The sequence below is a fragment of the uncultured Gemmiger sp. genome, from assembly GCF_934561205.1.
In the GTDB taxonomy this organism is placed as follows: Bacteria; Bacillota; Clostridia; order Oscillospirales; family Ruminococcaceae; genus Gemmiger.
On the sequence record NZ_CAKTFU010000006.1, the window covers coordinates 79,615 to 101,688 of the forward strand.

Below are 22,074 nucleotides of genomic sequence, written 5' to 3' on the forward strand. Positions count from 1 at the left end.
ATATACCGGGAAAACCGCACGGGACGCATTTATGCGTCCCCTACAAACTACCGGAAATTTGCATTTTCCCCAATTATTACTTACCTCCCGGTTATTCGTAGGGAGGGGTCTTGACCCCTCCTTGCTGTCTTACGGCAGGAGCAACATAACGGGTACTCCGCACGGGCTCGCCCCTACAAGCGAAGGACAAATTCGTGCCAACCGCCCATTTGCCCGAGGCAAGCAAAAACCCCGCCCTGCGGAAATTCCACAGGGCGGGGTTCGTTTTGCATTCAGTGATTAGCCCTTGACAGCTGCAGCAACCTCGGCAGCGAAGTCCTCGGTGCGCTTCTCAAGACCCTCGCCCTTGGTGTAGTGGACGAAGCTCTCGATCTGGATGTCGCCGCCCAGAGCCTTGGCGGTGTCGGCAACGTACTTCTTGACGTCGATGCCGCCGTCCTTAATGAAGGCCTGATCGACCAGGCAGGCTTCCTTGTAGAACTTGCCCAGCTTGCCGATGGCCATCTTCTCTTTGATGGCGTCGGGCTTGTTGGCGGTCTTGGGATCGTTGGCCATCTGGGCGAGAACGATCTCCTTCTCCTTGTCCAGAACGTCGGCGGGAACGTCGCTCTCGTTCAGGTAAGCGGGGTTGGCAGCGGCGATCTGCATGGCAATGTCCTTGCCAAAAGCAGCAAACTCAGGCTTGGCAGCAACGTCGTCGCTGGTGGCAAACTTGACGATAACGCCGTGGGTGCCGCCGCCGTGAACGTAAGCAGCGCAGTGACCCTCGTAACGGGCAAAGCGGCGAACCTTGATGTTCTCCTTGATGACCAGGATCAGAGCCTTCAGGGCATCATCCACGGTGCCCTCGCCCATCTTGGTGGCCATCAAGGCCTCAACGTCGGCGGGGTTGGTCTCGGCGATGACGTTGGCGAGCTCCTTGGTGAACTCAACGAACTTCTCGTTCTTGGCAACGAAGTCGGTCTCGGCGTTTACTTCAACAACAACAGCGCAGTTGTCGAAAGAAACGGCATACACCATGCCCTCGGCGGCGATACGGCCGGCCTTCTTGCTGGCGGTAGCCAGACCCTGCTCGCGCAGGATCTCAATGGCCTTGGCGAAGTCGCCGTCAGCCTGGGTCAGTGCCTTCTTGCACTCCATCATGCCGCAGTCGGTCTGCTTGCGCAGCTCCATAACGTCCTTTGCAGAAATAGCCATAGTACACGTTTCCTTTCTGTGTTATGCGTTGGGGGGGCAAATTAGTCCTCTTTGCCCTCGGTCTCGGCGGCGGGAGCGTCCTGAACGCCCTGCTTGCCTTCCAGAACGGCACTGGCCATAGCGCCGGAGATCAGCTTGACAGCGCGGATGGCGTCGTCGTTGCCGGGGATAACGTAATCGATTTCATCGGGATCGCAGTTGGTATCAACGATAGCAACAATGGGGATGTTCAGCTTGCGGGCCTCGGAAACGGCGATGCGCTCCTTGTGGGGGTCAACGATGAACATAGCCTTGGGCAGGGTCTTCATGTTCTTGACGCCGCCGAGGTACTTGTCCAGCTTCTCCATCTCCAGCTCGAGCTTGACAACTTCCTTCTTGGGCAGCAGATCGAAGGTGCCGTCAGCCTGCATGGTCTTGAGCTGCTCCATACGATCGATGCGCTTACGGATGGTGCGGAAGTTGGTCATCATGCCGCCCAGCCAGCGAGCGTTGACATAGTGCATGCCGCAGCGCAGAGCCTCGTCGCGGATGGACTCCTGAGCCTGCTTCTTGGTGCCGACGAACAGGATGTCGCCGCCCTCAGCTGCAACTTCCTTCACGTAGTTGTAAGCCTCGTCCAGCTTCTTCACGGTCTTCTGCAGGTCAATGATATAGATACCATTGCGCTCGGTGAAGATGTACTTAGCCATTTTGGGGTTCCAGCGGCGGGTCTGGTGACCAAAGTGGACACCGGCCTCCAGAAGCTGTTTCATAGATACGACTGCCATTGTAATTTCCTCCAATAAATTTAGTTTTTACCCTCCGCATTGTGGGGTCATGTTTTCTAACCGTTTTGCGTATTACCGACAAAAAGGCACAAAAAAACAACGCAATGCGTGTGTATTGCCGTAGTATAATACCACAAGCCCGCCGAAATTGCAAGTGTTTTTTGCAATTTTGTGCGGGCTTGTGCGAATTTTTTACGTTTTGCCTTGTTTTGCGCCTCAGATGGAGATGGCGTTGGCGATATCGATCATATCGCGGTCGATGGTCTTGTGCATGGACAGCGCCACGTTGACATCGTAGTCCACGATCTGACCGCCGGACAGGGCGACAACGCGGTTGGAGATGCCCTTATCCAGCAGATCGATGGCGTGGTAGCCCATCAGGGAGGCGTTCACGCGGTCACGGACCGAGGGAGAACCGCCGCGCTGGATGTGCCCCAGAATGGTCGCGCGGGTGTCAACGCCGGTGGCAGCCTGGATCTGGTTGGCCAGCTCCTGAGAGTTGACAACGCCTTCGGACACGATGACGATGAAGTGCTTTTTGCCGGTGATCTGGGTCTTGCGCATACGGCTGAGGATATCGCGCTCAAAATCAAACGGGATCTCAGGCAGCAGAACCGCCATGGCGCCGGTGGCAATGCCCACGTTCAGCGCCAGATAGCCAGCATGGTGACCCATGACCTCGACAACGCTGCAGCGGTCGTGGCTCTGGGTGGTGTCGCGCAGACGGTCGATGGCTTCGACGGCGGTGTTCATGGCTGTGTCGTAGCCGATGGTGTACTCGCTGCAGGCGATATCGTTATCGATGGTGCCGGGAATGCCCACGCAGGGAATGCCCAGGTTGGACAGCGCACGGGCGCCCATGAAGGAGCCGTCGCCGCCGATGACCACCAGCGCGTCAATGCCCAGCTCTTTGCAGCGGGCCACGCCCTTGGCCTGGCCTTCCGCCGTCTTGAACTCAAGGCAGCGGGCCGTATACAGGATCGTGCCGCCGCGGTGGATGATCTCGGACACGCTGCGCACGTTCATTTCGTACACTTCGCCGTCGATCAGACCGTTGTAACCGCGCTGGATGCCCATCATGCGGTAGCCCTTGCTGATGCCGGCGCGAACAATGGCACGGACGGCTGCGTTCATGCCGGGCGCGTCGCCGCCGCTGGTCAGAACACCGATCGTCTTGATTTCTTTAGCCATAAGAAAATCCCTCCTGTTTTGGGGAAATGCCGGACGCGGTGGATGCCGGCATATTGAATACAATAGAATAATTTTTTAACAATCCATACAACAACCTCATTATACCACAAGATGTGCTGAACGATTATGGACAATTCTCTCAAAGTGCATGGATTTATTTTGCAGAATTGGGCAAATTCTGCACTTTTACGTTGTCTGCCCCCAAAATTTGTGTCAGTTCTGCGCGCAGCAGCGGGTCATCGACCACCGCCATGTGCCGCGCCAGCATTTTTTTGCCGGTGTCGGCAAAGCGGAAATAGACCTTGGTAGTGCCGCCGTCAAAGATGTTGCAGAGCAGGTTCTCGACCTTGTGCATTTCGGCGCATTGGCGGGAGGGCACGGTCAAAAAGTAGCCGCTCACCCCTTCCCCGCTGACCTCGCGCTGCACCCGCTGCACACGGTTGCGGCCAAAGGTGGCGGCGGGGTCATAGCTGTCGATGGGCTGGATGCCGTCCACCACCAGACGGGCGGCCTCCTCCTCTTTTACGGATACGCGCCCGTGTGCCACGATGACGGCGTTCTCCTGCAATGCGGCGCGGCAGTCTGCCAGCACGCGGGGGAAGATCAGCAGCTCCATAGTGCCGGTCAGATCCTCCACGGTGGTGAACGCCATCAGGGTGTTGGACTTGGTGGTCATGATTTTATTTTTGACCACGATGCAGACCAGCGTCACCTGTTGGTTATCGAACTGCCTGGCGTCCTCGCCCTGCAGCTGGGCGACCGTGCAGGTGGAAATTTGGGAGATCTGCGCGCGGTAGGCGTCCAGCGGGTGGCCGGACAGGTACAGCCCCGAAACCTCCTTTTCCATCTTGAGCAGCTCGGAGGTGGAATATTCCGGCATGTCGGGCACGCGGAACTCGTTGGCGGGCGCAGCGTCGCCGCTGAGCATACCGAACAGATCCATCTGCCCCTCCAGATTCTGGCGGGCGTCGGTCTCTATACTTTTTAATATACCCTCCACGCTTTCCAGCATGGCGCGGCGGCTGGATTCCAGCCGGTCGAAGGCACCGGCCTTGATGAGGTTTTCCAGTGCGCGGCGGTTCAGCTCGTTGCCGCGCAGCCGCTTGCAGAAATCGTACAGGCCGCGGTACGGCTCCCCTGCCCGCAGGCGCACCACGGCGTCGATCAGCCCGCGCCCCACGCTTTTTACGGCGTTCAGACCAAAGCGGATGCTGTCGCCGTCGGCGGTAAAGCCGCCGCGGGAGACGTTGATGTCGGGCTGCTGTACGGTGATGCCCAGACGCTGGCACTCGGTGGTATATTCAATGACCTTGGAGGTGTTGTCCAGCACACTGGTCAGCAGGGCGGCCATGAACTCCTGCGGGTAGTGGCATTTGAGGTAGGCGGTCTGGAACGCCACATAAGCGTAGCAGGCGGCGTGGGACTTGTTGAAGGCATACGATGCAAAACTGATCATATCATCGTAGATTTCGTTGGCGACAGCCTCCGGTATGCCGTTCTTGACGCAGCCGTTGCATTCCTTGCCCGGCTCGGTGCAGCCGTGGACAAAATGCTCGCGCTCGGCCTCCATGACCTTGAGCTTTTTCTTACTCATGGCGCGGCGCACGTTATCGGCCTGACCAAAGCTGAAGCCCGCCAGCTCGCGGCAGATCTGCATGACCTGCTCCTGATAAATGACCACGCCGTTGGTCACATCGACGATGTGCGCCATCTTGGGGGTCTTGTAGGTGATCTTGTCCGGCTCGCGGCGGTTGCGCAGGTAGGTGGGGATGGAATCCATCGGGCCGGGGCGGTAGAGCGAGATCAGGGCGATGATATCTTCGAGGTTTTTGGGGCGCATACCGACCAGCACCTGCGTCATACCCGTGGATTCAAGCTGGAAGATGCCCTCAGTTTCGCCCTTGGCAAGCATGGCGTAGGTGGCGGGGTCGTCGTAGTCGATGTTCGCCATACGGAACTCCGGCTCGCGGCGGCGCACGGCGGTCTCGGTATCGTGGATGACGGTCAGCGTGCGCAGACCGAGGAAGTCCATCTTCAAAAGCCCCAGACGCTCGATCTCCACCATATTGAACTGGGTCACGGGCAAGCCGTCGTTGGTGGAAAGCGGCACATATTCGGTGGCAGGCTCGCGGGTGATGACAACGCCCGCGGCGTGGGTGGAGGCGTGGCGGGGCATCCCCTCGACTTTTAGCGAGGTGTCGATCAGATCGTGGACCTGGCTGTCGGCATCGTAGAGTGCCTTTAAGTCGGGGCTGACCTCCAGCGCCTTTTTCAGCGTCATTTTCAGCTCCATGGGGATGAGCTTGGCGACCTTGTCCACGTCCTGATACGGCAGCCCCATCACGCGCCCGACATCGCGCACGGCGGCACGGGCCGCCATGGTGCCGAAGGTAACGATCTGCGCCACATGGTCGCGGCCGTATTTTTCGTTGACGTAGTCGATGACCTCCTGACGGCGCTCGTAGCAGAAGTCAACGTCAAAGTCGGGCATGGAAACGCGCTCAGGGTTGAGGAAGCGTTCAAAAATCAGATTGTAGCGGATGGGGTCGATGTCCGTGATGCCCACACAGTAGGCTGCCAGGCTGCCCGCGCCCGAACCGCGTCCGGGGCCGACGGGGATATCCCGGCTTTTGGCGTAGTTGATAAAGTCGTAGACGATGAGGTAGTAGTTGGTGTACCCCATGTTTTTGACGACGTTGATCTCATAGGCAAGGCGCTCGCGCAGAGCGTCGGTGACCTTGCCGGGGTAGCGGCGCTCCAGCCCCTCGTAGCAGAGCTTTTCAAAGTAGGCCTGGTTCTCCATGCCGTCGGGCGCTTTGAAGTAGGGCAGCTTGGTGTCGCCAAAGGTAAAGGAAAAATTACACTGCTCCGCAATTTTGTTGGTGTTCTCGCAGGCCTCCGGCACCAGAGAGAACAAATCGTACATCTCGTCGGTGCTTTTTAAGTAGAACTCGTCGGTCTGGAACTCCATGCGGTCGGCATCGGCAATGGTCTTGCCGGTCTGGATGCACAGAAGGATGCTCTGCATCTTGGCGTCGTCGCGGCTGATGTAGTGCGCATCGTTGGTGGCGACCATCGGGATGCCGGTCTCCCGCGCAAGGCGGATAAGCTGCGGCAGCACGACCGAGTCCTCCTCCAGACCGTGGTCCTGCAATTCCAGATAGTAGTTCCCTGCCCCGAACAGATCGCGGAAATACAGGGCGGTCTGCTTGGCGCGCTCGTAATCCCCTGCCAAAATCGCCTGCGGCACCTCGCCCGCCAGACACGCCGACAGGCAGATCAGGCCCTCGTGGTACTTTTCGAGCAGCTCCTTGTCCACGCGCGGCTTGGAGTAGAACCCCTCGGTAAAACCGGCGGACACCATTTTAATTAAGTTTTTGTAGCCGGTCTCGTTTTTGCACAGCAGCACAAGGTGGTTGTTGCCGTCGATGCGGTTGACCTTGTCAAACCGCGTGCGGGTGGCAACGTACACCTCGCAGCCGATGATGGGCTTGATGCCCGCCGCCTTGGCGGCATCAAAAAATGCCACGCAGCCGTACATAACGCCGTGGTCGGTGATGGCGCAGGCGGTCTGCCCCATCTCCTTTAAGCGGTCAAACATACGGTCGATGCGGCAGGCACCGTCCAGCAGGCTGTACTCGGTATGCACATGCAGGTGGGTAAATTGGCGTTGGGTCACATCAGACATGGTTTGCGTCCTTTTCGGTGGTGCGGGGCTGCAGGCGGGCGGCAGCCTCCTGAATGCGTTTCATCCGGTGGGAAAGCCCCGCCTTGCTTACGGGCGGGTCAAATTTTTCGGCGAGCTTGGCCAAGGGCAGATCGGGGTACTGCATACGCAGTTCGGCGGTCTGACGCAGGTTTTCCGGCAGGGTGTCCAGGGCGTTGGCGGCGCGCAGCTGCCCGATGGCAAGCTGTACCTGTACGGCGGCCTGTACGCTTTTGCCGATGTTGGCGGTCTCGCAGTTGGAAAGGCGGTTGGTCTTGTTGCGCATCTCGTTGTAGACGCGCTGCTCCATAATGCGCATGGCGGCGCCCCCTGCGCCCATAAAGGTCAAAAGATCCTCAATGTGGTCGGCGGCCTTGATGTACACGGTGTTGGAGCCTTTGCGCAGGGCGCGGTGGGGGTAAAAATGGTGCTCGGCCAGCATGGCCTCCAGCTGCTGGGAGAGGTAATGTCGGGTGGACAAAAACTCTAAATTGTAGCTTTTTTCGGGGTCGGTCATGGTGCCGCAGCACAAAAAGGCTGTGGAAATAAACGCCTGTACGCAGGTTTGACACTTGAAGTGGTCGGGGCGGATGCGCAGGGTCGGCTCCTTGCCGGTATGGCCGAACAGCGCCAGCATCTCGGCTACCTGTGCGGGCTCCTTGACGCTGAACTCATACACAAAGCCGGTGGGGCGTTCCTTGCGCAGTATGCTGCCCTGGATGCCGCAGCGGCGGTAGAGCTTTTGGGCAAAGGCGGCCACGCCCTCGTTTTCGGTTTGCAGTACGATGCCCCGATCATCAAAGTATTTACCAAAACAGGCCACCGCATAGGCGGCGGCCACGGTGCAGCAGGACTTGGTGATTTTATGGCGCAAAATTTCGTTTTTGACTTCTTGCGAAAAACTCAAGGCTTGGTTCTCCTATGCTCACAGTGTTCGGGCGGCGTCGCGGTGCAAAACGGCGGGGGCATAGCCCTGCTTTTGGCAAAAATCCGCGATCTTGCGCGCAAAAGTAATGGAACGGTGCTTGCCGCCCGTGCAGCCCACTGCGATCATCAGCTGGCTTTTTCCCTCCTTGATATACAGCGGCAGCGCGTAGGCCAGGAAATTTTCGTACCGATGCAAAAGCTCCTGCGCCTCGGGGAAGGACATGACATAATCGTACACCTCGGCGTCCAGGCCCGTCTTGTGCTTTAATTCCGGCACATAGAAGGGATTGGGCAGGCAGCGCACGTCCAGCACAAGGTCGGCCTCCTGCGGGAGGCCGTATTTGAAGCCGAAGGAAACCACGGTCAGGGCCATGGGGCTTTCGCCCTTGTCCAAAAACAGGCTGCAGACGCGCTCTTTGTTCTGCGCCGTGGAAAGAAGTGACGTATCTATAACATATTTTGCTTTATCGCGCAGAGGCTGCAAAAGCGTGCGCTCGCGGTGGATGGCCTCGGTGATGGGCACTTTTTGCGCGATGGTGATGGGGTGCTGGCGGCGGGTCTCCTTGTAGCGGCGCTGAATGACGGCATCGTTGGCATCCAGAAACAGGATGTCATACTCGATTTTTTTTGCGTCCAAATCAGCCAGAGCCTCTTTGAGTTCCTCGGCAGAGCGCACACCGCGCACGTCCATGACGACCGCCACGCGGGAAAGCTGGTTTTCGCCCTGCAGGGCAAAATCCACGATACGCGGCAGCAGTGCGGCGGGAATGTTATCGATGCAGAAAAACCCGATATCCTCCAGCGCGTTGACAGCCATCGACTTGCCCGCACCGGACAGACCCGTAACAATTACAAAGTTCATGTCACATCACCGTAAAATTACTTAACAACGCGAATTTCTCGCTCCAAAACATAGCCGGTCTTTTCCAGAACGACCTTTTTGACCTGTTCGGTCAGGGCCAGCACGTCGGCGCAGGTCGCACCGCCGCGGTTGATAACGAAGCCGCAGTGCTTCTCACTGATCTGGGCGCCGCCCACCTGCAGCCCGCGCAGGCCGCAGTCCTCGATGAGCTTGCCCGCAAAGGCGCCCTGCGGGCGCTTGAAGGTGCTGCCGGCGCTGGGCCATTCCAAGGGCTGTTTGTCCCGGCGGCGCTGCAAAAAGTCCTGCATCTGCGCGGTGATGGCGTCCTTATCCCCTGCCGTCAGCCGCACGCGTGCTGAAATGATGCACCATGCGGGGTGTTGCTCAAATACGCTGGTGCGGTAGCCCAAAGCCAACTTGGCGGCGGGCAGTGTGCAAAGTGCGCCGTCCTCGTTCAAAAAGGTGACCTCGGTCAGCACGTCCTTCATCTCGCCGCCGTAGGCACCGGCGTTCATATACACGGCACCGCCGACGGTACCGGGGATGCCGCAGGCAAATTCCAGCCCGGTCAGGCCGCGCTTTTGTGCCTCGGCACAAAGGCGGCCCAGGGTGGCCCCGGCGCTGACGGTCAAAACGGCAGCGCCGTCGGGCTGCCCCTCGCAGGTCACAGGCTCGTCGATGCCGCGCAAATCTATAACGGCACCGTCAAAGCCCTCGTCGGAAAACAGCGTGTTGGAGCCGTTGCCAAGCAGATACCGCCGCACGCCGTAGGCGCGGCAAAGCGCCAGCATTTCACGCAGCTGCGCGGTATTTTTGGGCGCCAGCCAAAAGCAGGCTGCCCCGCCGATGCGAAAGGTCGTGTGCGGGGCCAAAGGCTCCTGCTCGGAAAAAGGCAGGTCGGCCTTGCCGAGCGCCTGCCGAAGGGTAACTGCAGTTTGCTGCTGCATAGTTCCTCCTCGTTTGTCAAATGGAACCGGCCAGCGCAGCTGCGCCGATGACACCGGCGTCGTTGCGCAGGGTGCAGGCGCAGATCTTGGGGTATTTGCCGGTGGTGGTGCCCTGCGTTTCTTTTTCGGCGTAGGCGCGCACGGGTGCCAGCAAAACCTCGCCCTGGTTGGACACACCGCCGCCGATGCAGATGACCTCCGGCTCAAAGGTGTTGATGACGTTGGCAATGCCGCAGCCGATGTACTCCATCCAGCTTGCCAGCACCTGCTTGGCCAGCTCGTCGCCCTTTTCGGCGGCATCGAAGGAGGTCTTGGCGTTGACGTGGTCAATGTCGGGGACGATCTTCCACATCAGGCTGTCGTGGTGCTGCTCCATGGCGGCTTTGGTCTCGCGGGTCAGGGCGCTGGCGGAGGCGTAGCGCTCCCAGCAGCCGCGGCGGCCGCAGGTGCACTGGATGCCGTCCTTGACAAGAACGGTGTGGCCCATCTCACCGGCGGCAAAGTTGAAGCCGCGCAGGATCTTGCCGTTCAGGATGATGCCGCTGCCGATGCCGGTGCCCAGCGTGATGATGACGGCATCCTTGTAGCCCTTGGCACCGCCCGCGATGTACTCACCGTAGGCGGCGGCGTTGGCGTCGTTTTCGACATAGACCTTGCAGCCCAGCAGCTTTTCCATATCGGGGCCGAGGTTCCAGTCGTGATAGCCGAAGTTGGTGTTAAAGCCGACAAAGCCGGTGTTGAAGTTGACGCTGCCCGGCGTACCGATGCCAACATAGGCTATGTCGGAGAAGGCAACCTTATTCTCACGCGCGACGGCACGGCACAAATCGGCCAGTGCCTTTTCCAGGTCGGCGGCGGGGCGCGGCAGACGGGTCGCCCAGGTGATCTTGCCCACGATGTCGTAGTTTTCGTCCACCAAACCGGCGGTCATGGTGGTGCCGCCCAGATCGATACCGATAGTATACTTGCTCATAGTAAAATTCCTCCTATTTCGTTCGCACAGGCGCGCCCGTGCGTTTTCAGCTCGTCGATGAGATTTTGTGCCGTGGCATTGACGACCAGTTCCTGCGGGAACTGCATTTCGTCCAGCAGGGTGCCTAAAGAGCGTGTGTTGTTTTGCAGCTGGGGTACGCTGTGGGCGTCGCTGTTTACGGCGATGCGGCAGCCGTATTTGGCGCAGGTCTCCAACAGCAGGCGCATATTGGGGATGCCGTCCCGACGCACATTGGCGGAATTGCCGTTCAGCTCCACGACCTTGCGGTTTTGGGCAAAGACCTTGACCACGGTGTCGTAATCGTAGCGGTAATTCTGCTGCTCGGAATGGCCGATGCAGTCCACATAAGGTTTTTCGGCAACCGCCAGCCAAAGGCGGGTCGCCTCCTTACAGGTCAGCACACCGGGCATACAGGGGCTGTGGATGGAGGCAACCACCCAGTCCATGCCGGCAAGCATGGTCTGCGGCAGGTCCAGCCCGCCCTTGGTGTCCATGACGTTGACCTCGGCACCGTAGAGTACGGTCACCCCGTTTTGCCGACGCGGCAGGGCGCTGAGGTTGGCAAAATGCCAGATGTGCGGCGCGTCCGGCATGGCGGGCGCGTGGTCGGTCAGCGCCAGCACCGCCAGGCCCATTTCGCGGGCGGCGGCGGTCATTTCCGTTAAGGTGTTGAACGCATGGGAAGCGCAAAGGGTGTGTGTGTGCAGATCTGCGATAAATTGCATAGAATGTGGTTGCCTTCTCTTTCCTTATGGTTTACAGGGAGATATCGTCCTGCAGGCCCAGCTGAGCCAGCAGCTCCTTGGCGGCGTTGTAGCCCATTTCCTTCTGGCGGTTGTTGATGGCCGCCGTTTCCAGAATGACGGCGAGGTTGCGTCCGGGCATGACGGGAATCAGAATGCTGGGGATCTTGACGCCCAAAATGTCGTAGTAGCTGGTCTCCAACCCCGTGCGGTCGTAGTTTTTGGTGCGATCCCACGGTTCAAGCTGGACGACCATCTCGACCTCGACGCTGGAACGCACCGAGCCGATGCCGAACACCCGCGCAACGTTGATGATGCCGATGCCGCGCAGCTCGATAAAGTGGCGGATGTTGGCGGGCGCGGTACCCAGAATTTTGCGGTAGCTGATCTTGCGCAGTTCAACGGCATCGTCGGCGATCAGGCGGTGACCGCGCTTGACCAGTTCGATGGCCGTTTCGCTCTTGCCCACGCCGGAGTCGCCCAAAATCAGGATGCCCTCGCCGTAGACTTCCACCAGCACGCCATGGCGGGTGATGCGGGGCGCCAGCTCGGTATTCAGCGTGGTGATCAGCACGCCCATCAGGGCGGAGGTCATCTCTGTCGAAAGCAGGATCGGCACGCTGTACTGCTTGGCAAACTGCATCATTTCCGAAAGCGGCTGCAGCCCGCGGGACAAAATGACGGCGGGGGGCTGGAACTCAAACAGCTTTTCCAGGTGGGTGTTGCGCAGGCTGGGGGAAATTTCGTCCAGGTAGGACATTTCCGTCAGGCCGATGATTTGCAGACGTTTGCTGTCGAAGTTTTCGTAATATCCGGCCAGCAGCATGCCGGGGCGGTTGGCTTCGGTGGCGGTAACTTTGATTTTTTCCAGTTCGCAGGGGGTGTAGGCAACGGTCAGATTGGCTTCGCTGGCGAGCTTGGCCAGCGACACGGAAAATTCAGACAAAACAGGACGCTCCCTTCCGAATCATACTTACCATTATTATAGCGTAAGGGCAGTTTTTTGTACAGTAGTTGACGAAAAAGATTGCCAAAAAAATATCCGCCCCGAAGGGCGGATGGGACGTTGTTTTGGGCGGCGGGGCTTACTCCCCTTCTGCCTCGAAGGATTCCTGTTCCTCGGCGAGTTTTTCCCACTCGTCAAACAGTTCCTGCTGGTGGAAACGGGTGTCGTCCAGCTCGTCGCATTTGTCGCGCAGCAGCAGATGGTCGCGCAGCACCTCGGGGGCGTTGATGTCGTTTTCCAGCTCGACGATGCGGGCGCCCAATTCCTCGATCTCGGTTTCCACCGCCTTGATGCGGGCGCGTACCTCGGCGCGGCGGCGGCGCTGCTCCTTGCCGTAGGCTTGCTTTTTGGCGGTGTCGGCGGTCTTTTGCTGCTCGGAGGTCTTGCCCTGCTCGCGGTTTTGCAGTGCCTCCAGGTTGGGGTAAAACAGTGCCTGCCCGTTTTCCAGGTACAAAATCGGGCAGCCCAGCGTCTGCATCAGGTAGCGGTCATGGGTGACCAGCAGCAGCGTGCCGGTGTAGGCGGCAAGCGCCTGGGTCAGGCTTTCGCGCATGTAGATGTCCAAATGGTTCGTGGGTTCGTCCAAAAACATCAGGTTGGGGCGTTCCAGCGCCAGTTCGGCAAAGCGCAGGCGCGCCAGCTCGCCGCCCGAAAGCGACGCGCAGTCCTTAAAGACCTCCTCGCCGCGGTAGCCGAAGCGCGCCAGATGGCTGCGCACCTCCAGCTCGGTAAAACGGGGGTACTGGTTCCAGATGGCGTCAATGACACGCCCGGCGCGGTGTGCCTGCTGCTGGGTAAAAATGCCCGCCTTGGCGCCCGTGCCCAGCCGCACCATGCCGCCGCTGGGGCGGCGCTTGCCGTCCAGCACCTGCAGCAGCGTGGATTTGCCCGTGCCGTTGGGACCGGCAATGACCAGCTTGTCCCCGCGGTGTACGACATAGTCCAGCGCGTCCAGCAGGGTGCGCTCCCCGATGCGGATGGACAGGTTTTTCATAATGACCAGCTCGTCATACGGCTCGATATCGTAGGTGAAGCGGAAGTTCAGCTCCCGCGCCTCGTTGACGGGGGCTTCAACGATTTCCAGCTTTTCCAACTGCTTGCGGCGGCTCTGCGCCATTTTGGTGGTCGAGGCGCGCACAAGGTTGCGGTCCACATAGTCCTGCAGCTTGGCGGCCTTTTCCACGGCGGCATCGTGCAGCTTCTGCTGGCGCTCGTCGGCGGCCTCGCGCTGGGGCAGATACGCCGAGTAGTTGCCGCGGTAGGTCAGCACGGTCTTGCCGCGCAGCTCCCAGATGCGGGTGCAGACAGCGTCCAGAAAATAGCGGTCGTGGCTGACCACCAGCACCGCGCCGCGGTAGCTGCGCAGGTAGGCTTCCAGCCAGGCCATGGTCTCTAAATCCAAATGGTTCGTAGGCTCGTCCAGAATCAGCAGGTCGGGGCGCTCGACCAGCAGCCGCGCCAGGCGCAGGCGGGTCTGCTCGCCGCCCGAGAGCACCCCGGCGGGCTTTTGCCAGGTCTCGGCGGGAAAGCCCATGCCGTTGAGCACCTTTTTGATCTGGGTGTCCATATTGTAGGCGTCCATGGCGTCCACCACGGCGGTGCAGTGGGCAATCTGCTCGGTCAGCGCGGCATCGTCGGGGGTGTGCGCCAGCTGTGCCTGCAGGGCATCCATGCGGGACAAAGCGTCCAGTGCGGGGGCAAAGACCAGCTTCATCGTGGCGTAAATGTCAAGGTCGGGGTCCAGCCGGGCGTTTTGCTCCAGATACCCCACGGTCACGCCGGTGCCGAACGCCGCATCACCGCTGTCGGGCAGACTTTCGCCGCAAAGGATGCGCAGCAGCGTGGTTTTACCGGTGCCGTTGGCGCCGATCATGCCGATGCGGTCGCCCTTTTCAATGGCGGCGTTGACATCGCGCAGCACCTCGTGTTCGCCAAAGCTCTTGCCTAAATCTTTCAGTTCCAGCAGCATAGTTGTGTTCCTTTTTTCTCAAAAATACCGCTGCCGAAAAAGCAGCGGTACGGGGTGTTACAGGGCTTCGTTGCTGTGGCGGCGGTTGCGCACACCCAGGTTTTCCAGCTCCTCCGGCTCCATGACGATGCGGTACAGTTCCTCAAAGGAGGTAACGGTGTACTTGGGCTGGATGCCGGTGTTGTTTTCCTGATTTTTGAAGTTGACCCAGCAGGTGTCCAGCCCGGTATTGATGCCGCCCTTGATATCGGCCAGCAGGTCATCGCCCACTACCAGCACGCGGCGGCGGTTGGTGATGCCGAGGTCGCGCAGGGCATACTCAAAGAATTTGGCGCTGGGCTTGGCGGCACCGATTTTTTCGGAAATATAGATGCCGTCCATAAAGCGGTCAATGCCGGAGGCGGCAATGCGCGGCTCCTGCACGGAGATCGAACCGTTGGACACGATGGCCAGGGTCGCCACCTCGCCGAGTTCCTCCAGCGCGGTGAGCGCGCCCGGCATCAGGTCTGCGTGGGTGGAAAGCAGCTCCTCGTAGCGGTCGTTCATGGCAGCGCCCTTGCCGTTGTCGGGCACACCGACGGCCTGCATAAAGCGGGAAAACCGCACCTGAAACAGCCGCTTGCGGGTCAGCTGACCCTTGGCCAGGGCGTCCCACAGCTCACGGTTGACAGCGTGGTAGGTCTCGCAGGCGGCGGCATCGTGGGGCAGATCGTACTCGGTCAGCATATCGGTAAGGGCCTGGCGCTCGGCGGCGTCAAAGTCCAAAAGCGTGTTGTCTACGTCCAACAAAACACAGGTATAAATGGCCATTTTGCAGGTTACTCCTTAGTTTTGGGCTTCCTCCGGCAGTTCCTCGGGCACGGGGTCATCGGGCGGGAAGTTTTCCACGCTGCCGTTGGTCACATCGTTTTGCCCGTTGTCGGGGACAAACCCTTCTTCACATTCAAAAAAGTAGAGCATTTCGGTCACCTCCGCTTCAGTATATGCCGAAGCGGGGCGCAGGGTCACTGCCCCTCAGTGCTGCTGCCGGAATCGGTGGATACGGAGGTGGATTCCGGTGTGGGAGTCGGCGTCGGCGTGGCGGTAGGTGTCGGCGTCGGCGTGGCGGTAGGTGTCGGGGAGGGCGTAGGTGTCGCTGCCTTTACCGTGATGGTCACGGAGGCGTCCGCGCCGTTGTTCTTGGCATGGATAGTATAAGTACCCGCGGCATCGGCGCTGAAGGTGGCAGAGTCGCCGCCGGCGGTCCAGCTGCTGCCGTCGCAGCTCCAGGTGGTGTCGCCGCTGGCATTTTCGACCTTGGCGGTCAGGGAGACGCTTTCACCGGGGGCGATTTCGTTGGTGTTGTAGGAGATGGAAATCTTGGTGGCCTGCACCGTTACCTTAAACTCAGCGCTGGCGTAGGTGCCGTTGATCTCAATGCCGGCCTTGATGGTATACTCGCCGGCGGTTTCCCCCTTGAAGGTGTAGGAAGCTGCGTTGGTCTGCAATTCGCCGTTGACGGCCCACTGCAGCTTGGAGGCGTCATAGTCTTTGTCGCCCAGCTTGACGGTGCCGTTGACGGTCAGGCTTTCCCCCTGCTTGATGGTTACGTCGGTGCGGTCGAGCTTAACCTCAACGCGGGCATCATTGAACATGGCCTTGACGGACTTGCCTGCGCGGGAAACTACGTCCACGCGCTTGGCATCGGTGACGCCGTCGCTCCATTTGTAGAAAACATACCCTTCGGCAGCCACAGCGGTGACGGTGATGCTGTCACCCTCCTGGGCTTCGATTTCCAGCGTGGCAACGCCGGTTTGCCCGTTACCGTTCAGGGTGCCCTTGCTGTTGTCCTCCACCTCATAGCTGTACACGATGGGTTCCGGCGTGGGGGTGGGGGTCGGCGTGGCTACGCCCATGGCAGCGGCGGCGCGCTTGGGAATATCGTTGGTATCGGGGCGTTGGTCGTCGGTCTGGTAGGCGTGGTTCATGATATAGTTGGCCAGAGCCGTTGCGCCCGAACGGGACAGCCCGCTGCCGGAGAAATAGGTGGCCTCGCCGTAGCCGGATTCGGTTTTCAAGACCTCGGCCGTGTTCAGGTACTTGCAGCCCAGATCCTCACACAAGGCGGCGATCCCCTGGTTGTACTGGTCGATCAGCGTCTGCATGACGGCGGCGTTGTCGGCGGTCTCCAACACGGGGGCCACACCGGCGGCGATGATATCACAGTAGGAGTAGGCAGCCTTAATGTTCTGCAAAAGCTGCTTGTAATCGGTCAGGAAGGCGGAGGCCTCGGTACCGGCGGCGGCATCGGCGCTGCCCAGCGTTACGATGACGCGGCGGGGTTTCATCTTGGCGATGGCCTGTAAAATGGTGTAGGAGTTGGAGTCCTCCTCAAAATAGACGCAGCTTTCGCGCCCGGCCTGGGCGATCAGCAGGCCGTCCTTGCCCACATACTGATCCAGCGTAATGCGGCTGTCCTGCGACAGGGTGACAGCCATCTGATCCCCCGCAAAGACGCTGGAGGTGATGTAGCTGTCGTCGGCCGTGGTGGCACCCAGCACGGCGGAAAGGCTGGTGTCCAGCGGGTAGGCATCGGGGTCATAGCCGTTCTTCTTGCCGCCGGAGGACGGCTTTGCCAAAAAAGTGGCGATGATGATGCTTACGATCAGCGCCGCCGCACAGGCTGCCAGTACGATGCAGGCCTTGCGCTGCGTGGGGCTGAGTTCTGCTAGGCGGCGGGATTTATCTTGGTTCATTCTGAGACCTCCTGATAAGGTAAAGGGCGGCGCATCCGTCCGTACCCGGACATACAACACCCAGTATAGTAACAGTATATAGTCAGCATTATAACACAAACGGGGTGTTTTGGATATGGTTTTCAGCAAAATGTCACAGATTACAATTTGGTTACAAACGAAGCGGCAAGGCAAACGATTGTTTGCAGACACAAAAAAAGTGCCCACTTGCGCGGGCACACGGAAATCCTGTGCGGTGTTGCCTTACTAAAATTTGCTTAGGACAGCAGCATACGGTCGTTGTCCAGGCTGCCGCCGCTGACCTGCTCAAACCGCTGCAGCAGGTCGCTGACCTGCAGGTTGGCTTTTTCTTCGCCGCGCACATCGTAAATGACGTGGCCCTCGTGCATCATGATCAGGCGGTTGCCGTACTTGATGGCGTCCTTCATATTGTGGGTGATCATCAGGGTGGTCAGGTGGTTCTCCTCCACGATCTTCTGGGAAAGCTCCAGCACCTTGGCGGCGGTCTTGGGGTCCAGCGCGGCGGTGTGCTCGTCCAGCAGCAGCAGCTTGGGGCGCTTGAGCGTTGCCATCAGCAGGGTCACGGCCTGGCGCTGTCCGCCCGAAAGCAAGCCGACCTTGCTGGTCATGCGGTTTTCCAGCCCTAAATCCAAGGTTTTCAGCAGCTCGTAGTATTCGTCGTGCTCCTTTTTGGTGATGCCGATGCGCAGCGTGCGCTTGGCACCGCGCCGGGCAGCCAGCGCCAGGTTTTCGTCAATTTGCATGGTGGCGGCGGTGCCCATCATGGGGTCCTGGAACACGCGGCCGATGTACTGCGCGCGCTTATGCTCCGGCAGGCGGGTGATGTCCTGCCCGTCCACGAGGATCTTACCCATATCGATGGGCCACACACCGGCAATGGCGTTCAGCATGGTGGACTTGCCCGCGCCGTTGCCGCCGATGACGGTGACAAAATCGCCGTCCTGCAGGGTCAGCTCCAGCCCGCGCAGGGCAACCTTCTCGTTGACGGTGCCGGCGTTAAAGGTCTTGTAAACGTTTTTGATCTCAAGCATGGTGCTTCTCCCCTTTCTTGACAGCGGGCTTGGTGAAATACTTGCCCTTCCAGTACGGAATGGCAAGGAAGGCAGCCACTACCAAGGCGGTCAGCAGCTTGAGGTCGTCGGTGGAAAGCCCCAGACGCAGTACGAAGTTCATGACAATATAGTAGATGATGGCACCGATGATGGACGCCAGCAGCTTGAGGGCAAAGTTGCGGAACACGCGGCTGAAGATGACCTCGCCGATGATGACGGCGGCCAGGCCGATGACGATGGCGCCGCGTCCCATATTGATGTCGGAGAATCCCTGATACTGTGCCAGCAGACCGCCGGACAGCGCAACCAGACCGTTGGAGATCATAAGTCCCAGAACGGTGGCAACGTTGGTGTTGATGCCCTGTGCGCGCGCCATATGGCGGTTGGCACCGGTTGCACGCAGGGCGCAGCCCATCTCGGTGCCGAAAAACCAGTACAGAGCGGCGATGGTCACAAGGCAGAAAACCACCAGAATCAAAATGGGGTTGTGCAGAACCGGATCGCGCACATAGCGCCCGGAAACCAGCAGGTCATATTTGTCTACACTGATGGGCAGGTTGGCCTTGCCGCCGCCGGTACCCGTACCCATGATGCGCAGGTTGACCGAGTACAGCGCCAGCTGGGTCAGGATGCCGGCCAGAATTGCGGGGATGCCGCAGGCGGTGTGGAAAAGCCCTGTCACAAGCCCCGCCAGCATACCGGCGGCGGTGGCGGCGACCAGCGCCAAGCCCACGGGCACGCCGTTGAGCACCAGCACGACACAGACCGCACCGCCGGTACCCAAGGAACCGTCCACGGTCAGATCGGCAACGTCCAGAATACGGTAGGTCAGATACACGCCGATGGCCATAATGCCCCAGATAAGCCCCTGGGCCACGGCACCGGGCATGGAATTGATCAGGGAAGTAAGGAAAGACATAATAAAACTCCTCTGCGTTGTTTTTGGGAAGCACCAAAACAGCGGGCAAAGCGCTGTGCGCACTTTTCCCGCTGTTATGGGTGATGTGTCAGACCGATCAGCCGATGGCTGTGTAATCGTCGGGAATGGTCAGACCCAGCGCCTCACAGTTGGCGGCATTGTACTTTTTGGTGACATTGGGGGCGTACTGAACCGGCATGGCGGAAACGTCCGCGCCCTCGGTCAGAATCTTAACGGCCATCTCGCCGGTGGCGTAGCCAAGGTCGTAGTAGCTGATGGACAGGGTGGCAACGCCGCAGCCGCTGCAGATGCCCTCCTCGCCGGCAACGACGGGAACCTTGGCGGGCAGCACCACGTTGGCGATGGCCTCGGTGTTGGAGGCGGCGGTGTTGTCGGTGGGGATGTAGATGACGTCGGAGGCGTCAGCAGCAGTCTGGGACACCGAGGTAACGTCGTTGGTGTCGGTGAAGGCGTAGCGGCTTACGGTGAAGCCCATGTCGGTCAGGTAGCCCTCCATAACATCGCACTGGTATACCGAGTTCGGCTCGGCGCTGCAGTACAAAAGACCCACGTTTTTGGCGTCGGGGAACAGCTCCTGGATCATGGCTGCCTGCTGATCCAGCGGGGCCAGATCGGAGGTGCCGGAGATGTTGTTGCCGACGGTGCCTGTCCAGTCGGAGATATCCAGCGCGGTGGCGTAGTCGGTGACCGAGGTGCCCAGCACGGGGATGGTGGCGGTGGCCTGCGCGGCTGCCTGCAGGGGTGCGGTGGCGTTGGCCATGATCAGGTCAACGTTATTGGAAACAAAGCCGTTTACGATGGTGGCGCAGTTGGCGGAATCACCGGAGGCGTTCTGCTCGTCAAACTTGACAGCGTCGCCCAGCTTGGCAGTCAGAGCGTCCTTAAAGCCCTGCGTGGCGGCGTCCAGCGCCTCGTGCTGCACCAGCTGGCAGATGCCGACGGTGTAGGTCTTGGCGGCCGCGCTGTCCGCCGCAGAAGCAGCGGCGGAGGAAGCAGGGGCAGACGAGGACGCGGCACCGCCGCATCCGGCAAGGGCGGCAGCCATTGCGGCGGCCATGGCAACGGAAACGATTTTTTTCATATTCTTATCCTCCCAAATTCGGCAGCAGCCTTGGCAGGCGTACCCACTGTTTGGTGCAGGGGTCCCTCTGTACTGCCGATTTAATGTGTTAAAGTATAGCACACTTTAGCACACTAAAGCAATAGACAATGTGAACAATATGCGGGGCGTTTGAGAAGAAAATTTTTCTGTATTGACGAAAGGGGGGCAGAGTTAAGAGTGGAGAATTTAGAGTTGAAATTCGGTGTGTCCGCGGTGCGGACACGTTTTTATACATTGCCCGGATGGCTGCGGCGGGCGGCATATATGCCGCCCCTACCAACCAACCCGTAAAATTATCATCACCGTAAAACCGCGGGCGGGGCGTGCCCCGCCCCTACCCCGCTATTTTTTATTGCCCCGTAGGGCGGGGTGACCCCACCCCGCCGAGGAATTTTGCGGCGGGGACGCCCTGTTCGACTCCTCAGCAGCTCCATAAAAAACGCCCCCCGTGCCGGGGTACGGCACGGGGGGCTCCGAAATCGCTGATGGGTGTCTCCCGCGCCCTCGCAAACAGCCCACCGGGCTGATTTGCGCCCCGCTGCGGCGGGAACGGGCTGTTCGACTCCTCAGCAGCTCAACATAAAAAAGCAGCCCTATGCCGGGACACGGCATAGGGCTGCTTTTTTATGGAGCTGATGGGAGTCGAACTACTCTCTCCAAATGCAGATGCTGAAAAAACAACGAATTGTCGCAAAATAAAATGGCGAGTGCAAGGCTGTTTTGACGGCATTTTATGCGGCTACAAGAAAAAGTGTGTACTTTTAGTGTGTACTGGTTACCCTGTGAGCCGTGCAAAAATTCCCTGCAAATTGTCCGAGGTACGGTTGTTGTCGCCCTCCAGGTAATGCGCATATTGACCGTAGGTGTCCATGCTTTTGCTGTGACCAACCAGTTGCTTCAGCTCCCCTGCCGGCAGTTCCTTGGCAATGCTCACAAATGTGTGGCGCATCTCGTAAAGGCTCAATTCCGGCATACCGTTGCAGCTTTGGTATTTGCGCCAGCGCCCGTAGTAGGTGTGCATGGATGACATAGGAAAGACGTATTCCTGCTTGCCGGTATACTGCTTTTGATCCTCCAAGACTTCCAGCGCGTATTGAGAAAGCACCACTGAGCGCAGGGCATTATCGTTCTTGCCGCGGGAAATCTTTCCGTGTACGTTGATGGCGCCGTGCAATTCGCAGACGTTACCTTTTATATCTTCCCATCGCAGCCCACGCATCTCGCCCGGACGCACACCGGTCAGTACCTGAAACCGGTAGTAATTTATGTAATTGTCCTGGCAGAGTTTGTTCCGGTACACCACGGTGTCTGTGGTCATCAACTTTTTCAGGTTGTCTACGGTCAGCGTGTCACGACCTTCGTATCTGGCCCCGGCGGGAATGGTCATATCGTCCAATTCCAGGGTACTCCAATGGGACTTGCGGCAGAACTTTGCAAATTGCTTGCAGTAGTTGGCAAAGTTCTGCAGGGTCTTGCGGGAAAGATTTTTCCCGGCTCGGCATCCCTGCGGGTGGGCGTAGGCGTAGTTAAGGATGTTTTGAAAATCCTGCTCTGTCAAGGCAGACACGGTTTTGCTGCCGAGCTTCGGCAGCAGATGAATCCGACCAAAGGATTCCATCTTGGCGTATTCTTCCTCGGACACCAGTCTTTTTTGCTCCAACAGCTTTGCCCAAGCATCTTTTACCTTGATTCGGTCGGTGCCGATCCCCTGCTCTAACCAAGCGTCAGCCTTACGGTTCGCCTCACGCTGACCGGTGCGACCGGGTTTTGCGCAGGTAAAGGTCTTGCGGATGCCGTTCTTCTGAACGTTGATTTGCCAGCGATGAGCGGATTCTATCCACGCTGCCGTGTTGGTTCGTTTCATGATGATACCCCCTTTTAATAGGTTAGCTTTGACAAGTCTGCCCAGAAGGTG

General features: G+C 59.2%; 18 protein-coding genes. All 18 read right to left on the reverse strand.

Features of this window, described 5'->3' with window-relative positions:
- Positions 1 to 279: 279 nt before the first annotated feature.
- The 18 genes from tsf to Q0I19_RS05555 all read right to left on the reverse strand — a co-directional run bounded on the left by tsf (position 280) and on the right by Q0I19_RS05555 (position 22,023).
- On the reverse strand, positions 280 to 1,197 hold the full coding sequence (gene tsf / locus Q0I19_RS05470; protein ID WP_294759190.1) for a translation elongation factor Ts: 918 nt from the start codon (positions 1,195 to 1,197) through the stop codon (positions 280 to 282).
- A 41-nt stretch (positions 1,198 to 1,238) separates the two neighbouring features.
- Positions 1,239 to 1,964, reverse strand: a complete 726-nt coding sequence (gene rpsB / locus Q0I19_RS05475) for a 30S ribosomal protein S2 (protein WP_294804678.1) — start codon at positions 1,962 to 1,964, stop codon at positions 1,239 to 1,241.
- 216 nt (positions 1,965 to 2,180) lie between these two features.
- Positions 2,181 to 3,155 (reverse strand): 6-phosphofructokinase, encoded by a 975-nt coding sequence (gene pfkA / locus Q0I19_RS05480; protein ID WP_294759194.1) that lies wholly within the window; start codon positions 3,153 to 3,155, stop codon positions 2,181 to 2,183.
- A 154-nt stretch (positions 3,156 to 3,309) separates the two neighbouring features.
- Positions 3,310 to 6,843 carry a DNA polymerase III subunit alpha gene (locus tag Q0I19_RS05485; RefSeq protein WP_294759196.1) on the reverse strand — a complete coding sequence of 1,178 codons (3,534 nt, stop codon included), beginning with the start codon at positions 6,841 to 6,843 and terminating at the stop codon, positions 3,310 to 3,312.
- Positions 6,836 to 7,768, reverse strand: coding sequence for a DNA-binding protein WhiA (whiA, locus tag Q0I19_RS05490; RefSeq protein WP_294759198.1), 933 nt, complete (start codon positions 7,766 to 7,768; stop codon positions 6,836 to 6,838). Before whiA ends, Q0I19_RS05485 begins: the two co-directional genes overlap by 8 nt.
- 18 nt (positions 7,769 to 7,786) lie before the next feature.
- Entirely contained in the window at positions 7,787 to 8,650 is an 864-nt protein-coding gene (gene rapZ, locus Q0I19_RS05495; RefSeq protein ID WP_294759199.1) for an RNase adapter RapZ, read from the reverse strand.
- A gap of 17 nt (positions 8,651 to 8,667) precedes the next feature.
- A complete protein-coding gene (gene murB, locus Q0I19_RS05500) occupies positions 8,668 to 9,597 on the reverse strand; it encodes a UDP-N-acetylmuramate dehydrogenase (RefSeq protein WP_294759200.1) in 930 nt (309 codons plus the stop codon).
- Positions 9,598 to 9,613: 16 nt separating this feature from the next.
- Positions 9,614 to 10,570, reverse strand: a complete 957-nt coding sequence (locus tag Q0I19_RS05505) for an ROK family protein (RefSeq protein ID WP_294759201.1) — start codon at positions 10,568 to 10,570, stop codon at positions 9,614 to 9,616.
- Entirely contained in the window at positions 10,567 to 11,316 is a 750-nt protein-coding gene (locus tag Q0I19_RS05510) for a phosphatase (RefSeq protein ID WP_294759202.1), read from the reverse strand. The genes Q0I19_RS05505 and Q0I19_RS05510 overlap by 4 nt, the downstream gene beginning before the upstream one ends.
- A gap of 31 nt (positions 11,317 to 11,347) precedes the next feature.
- Entirely contained in the window at positions 11,348 to 12,280 is a 933-nt protein-coding gene (gene hprK / locus Q0I19_RS05515; protein WP_294759204.1) for an HPr(Ser) kinase/phosphatase, read from the reverse strand.
- Positions 12,281 to 12,419: 139 nt separating this feature from the next.
- Positions 12,420 to 14,309: an ABC-F family ATP-binding cassette domain-containing protein gene (locus tag Q0I19_RS05520; RefSeq protein ID WP_294759206.1), complete on the reverse strand. Its 1,890-nt coding sequence runs from the start codon at positions 14,307 to 14,309 to the stop codon at positions 12,420 to 12,422.
- A 57-nt stretch (positions 14,310 to 14,366) separates the two neighbouring features.
- Entirely contained in the window at positions 14,367 to 15,119 is a 753-nt protein-coding gene (locus tag Q0I19_RS05525; RefSeq protein ID WP_294759208.1) for a YjjG family noncanonical pyrimidine nucleotidase, read from the reverse strand.
- Between the two features lie 15 nt (positions 15,120 to 15,134).
- Positions 15,135 to 15,269 carry a hypothetical protein gene (locus Q0I19_RS05530; RefSeq protein WP_294759209.1) on the reverse strand — a complete coding sequence of 45 codons (135 nt, stop codon included), beginning with the start codon at positions 15,267 to 15,269 and terminating at the stop codon, positions 15,135 to 15,137.
- A gap of 44 nt (positions 15,270 to 15,313) precedes the next feature.
- The gene (locus Q0I19_RS05535; RefSeq protein WP_294759210.1) at positions 15,314 to 17,044 is read right to left on the reverse strand and encodes a GDSL-type esterase/lipase family protein; all 1,731 of its coding nucleotides are present in this window, start codon (positions 17,042 to 17,044) and stop codon (positions 15,314 to 15,316) included.
- 257 nt (positions 17,045 to 17,301) lie between these two features.
- The gene (locus tag Q0I19_RS05540; protein ID WP_294759212.1) at positions 17,302 to 18,096 is read right to left on the reverse strand and encodes an ABC transporter ATP-binding protein; all 795 of its coding nucleotides are present in this window, start codon (positions 18,094 to 18,096) and stop codon (positions 17,302 to 17,304) included.
- Positions 18,089 to 19,036 carry an ABC transporter permease gene (locus tag Q0I19_RS05545; protein ID WP_294759214.1) on the reverse strand — a complete coding sequence of 316 codons (948 nt, stop codon included), beginning with the start codon at positions 19,034 to 19,036 and terminating at the stop codon, positions 18,089 to 18,091. Before Q0I19_RS05545 ends, Q0I19_RS05540 begins: the two co-directional genes overlap by 8 nt.
- 97 nt (positions 19,037 to 19,133) lie before the next feature.
- Complete coding sequence (locus Q0I19_RS05550) at positions 19,134 to 20,138, reverse strand: ABC transporter substrate-binding protein (RefSeq protein ID WP_294759216.1); 1,005 nt, start codon at positions 20,136 to 20,138, stop codon at positions 19,134 to 19,136.
- A gap of 796 nt (positions 20,139 to 20,934) precedes the next feature.
- Positions 20,935 to 22,023 carry a tyrosine-type recombinase/integrase gene (locus tag Q0I19_RS05555; RefSeq protein WP_294759217.1) on the reverse strand — a complete coding sequence of 363 codons (1,089 nt, stop codon included), beginning with the start codon at positions 22,021 to 22,023 and terminating at the stop codon, positions 20,935 to 20,937.
- Positions 22,024 to 22,074 lie beyond the last annotated feature (51 nt).

Bases quoted from the DNA above. Each gene is read 5' to 3' on its own strand.
- Q0I19_RS05540 (WP_294759212.1), bottom strand. From the start codon at position 18,096: ATGCTTGAGATCAAAAACGTTTACAAGACCTTTAACGCCGGCACCGTC.
- rapZ (WP_294759199.1), bottom strand. From the start codon at position 8,650: ATGAACTTTGTAATTGTTACGGGTCTGTCCGGTGCGGGCAAGTCGATG.
- Q0I19_RS05510 (WP_294759202.1), bottom strand. From the start codon at position 11,316: ATGCAATTTATCGCAGATCTGCACACACACACCCTTTGCGCTTCCCAT.
- Q0I19_RS05555 (WP_294759217.1), bottom strand. From the start codon at position 22,023: ATGAAACGAACCAACACGGCAGCGTGGATAGAATCCGCTCATCGCTGG.
- Q0I19_RS05535 (WP_294759210.1), bottom strand. From the start codon at position 17,044: ATGAACCAAGATAAATCCCGCCGCCTAGCAGAACTCAGCCCCACGCAG.
- Q0I19_RS05520 (WP_294759206.1), bottom strand. From the start codon at position 14,309: ATGCTGCTGGAACTGAAAGATTTAGGCAAGAGCTTTGGCGAACACGAG.
- tsf (WP_294759190.1), bottom strand. From the start codon at position 1,197: ATGGCTATTTCTGCAAAGGACGTTATGGAGCTGCGCAAGCAGACCGAC.
- Q0I19_RS05530 (WP_294759209.1), bottom strand. From the start codon at position 15,269: ATGCTCTACTTTTTTGAATGTGAAGAAGGGTTTGTCCCCGACAACGGG.
- pfkA (WP_294759194.1), bottom strand. From the start codon at position 3,155: ATGGCTAAAGAAATCAAGACGATCGGTGTTCTGACCAGCGGCGGCGAC.
- Q0I19_RS05485 (WP_294759196.1), bottom strand. From the start codon at position 6,843: ATGTCTGATGTGACCCAACGCCAATTTACCCACCTGCATGTGCATACC.
- Q0I19_RS05545 (WP_294759214.1), bottom strand. From the start codon at position 19,036: ATGTCTTTCCTTACTTCCCTGATCAATTCCATGCCCGGTGCCGTGGCC.
- Q0I19_RS05525 (WP_294759208.1), bottom strand. From the start codon at position 15,119: ATGGCCATTTATACCTGTGTTTTGTTGGACGTAGACAACACGCTTTTG.
- Q0I19_RS05505 (WP_294759201.1), bottom strand. From the start codon at position 10,570: ATGAGCAAGTATACTATCGGTATCGATCTGGGCGGCACCACCATGACC.
- Q0I19_RS05550 (WP_294759216.1), bottom strand. From the start codon at position 20,138: ATGAAAAAAATCGTTTCCGTTGCCATGGCCGCCGCAATGGCTGCCGCC.
- murB (WP_294759200.1), bottom strand. From the start codon at position 9,597: ATGCAGCAGCAAACTGCAGTTACCCTTCGGCAGGCGCTCGGCAAGGCC.
- rpsB (WP_294804678.1), bottom strand. From the start codon at position 1,964: ATGGCAGTCGTATCTATGAAACAGCTTCTGGAGGCCGGTGTCCACTTT.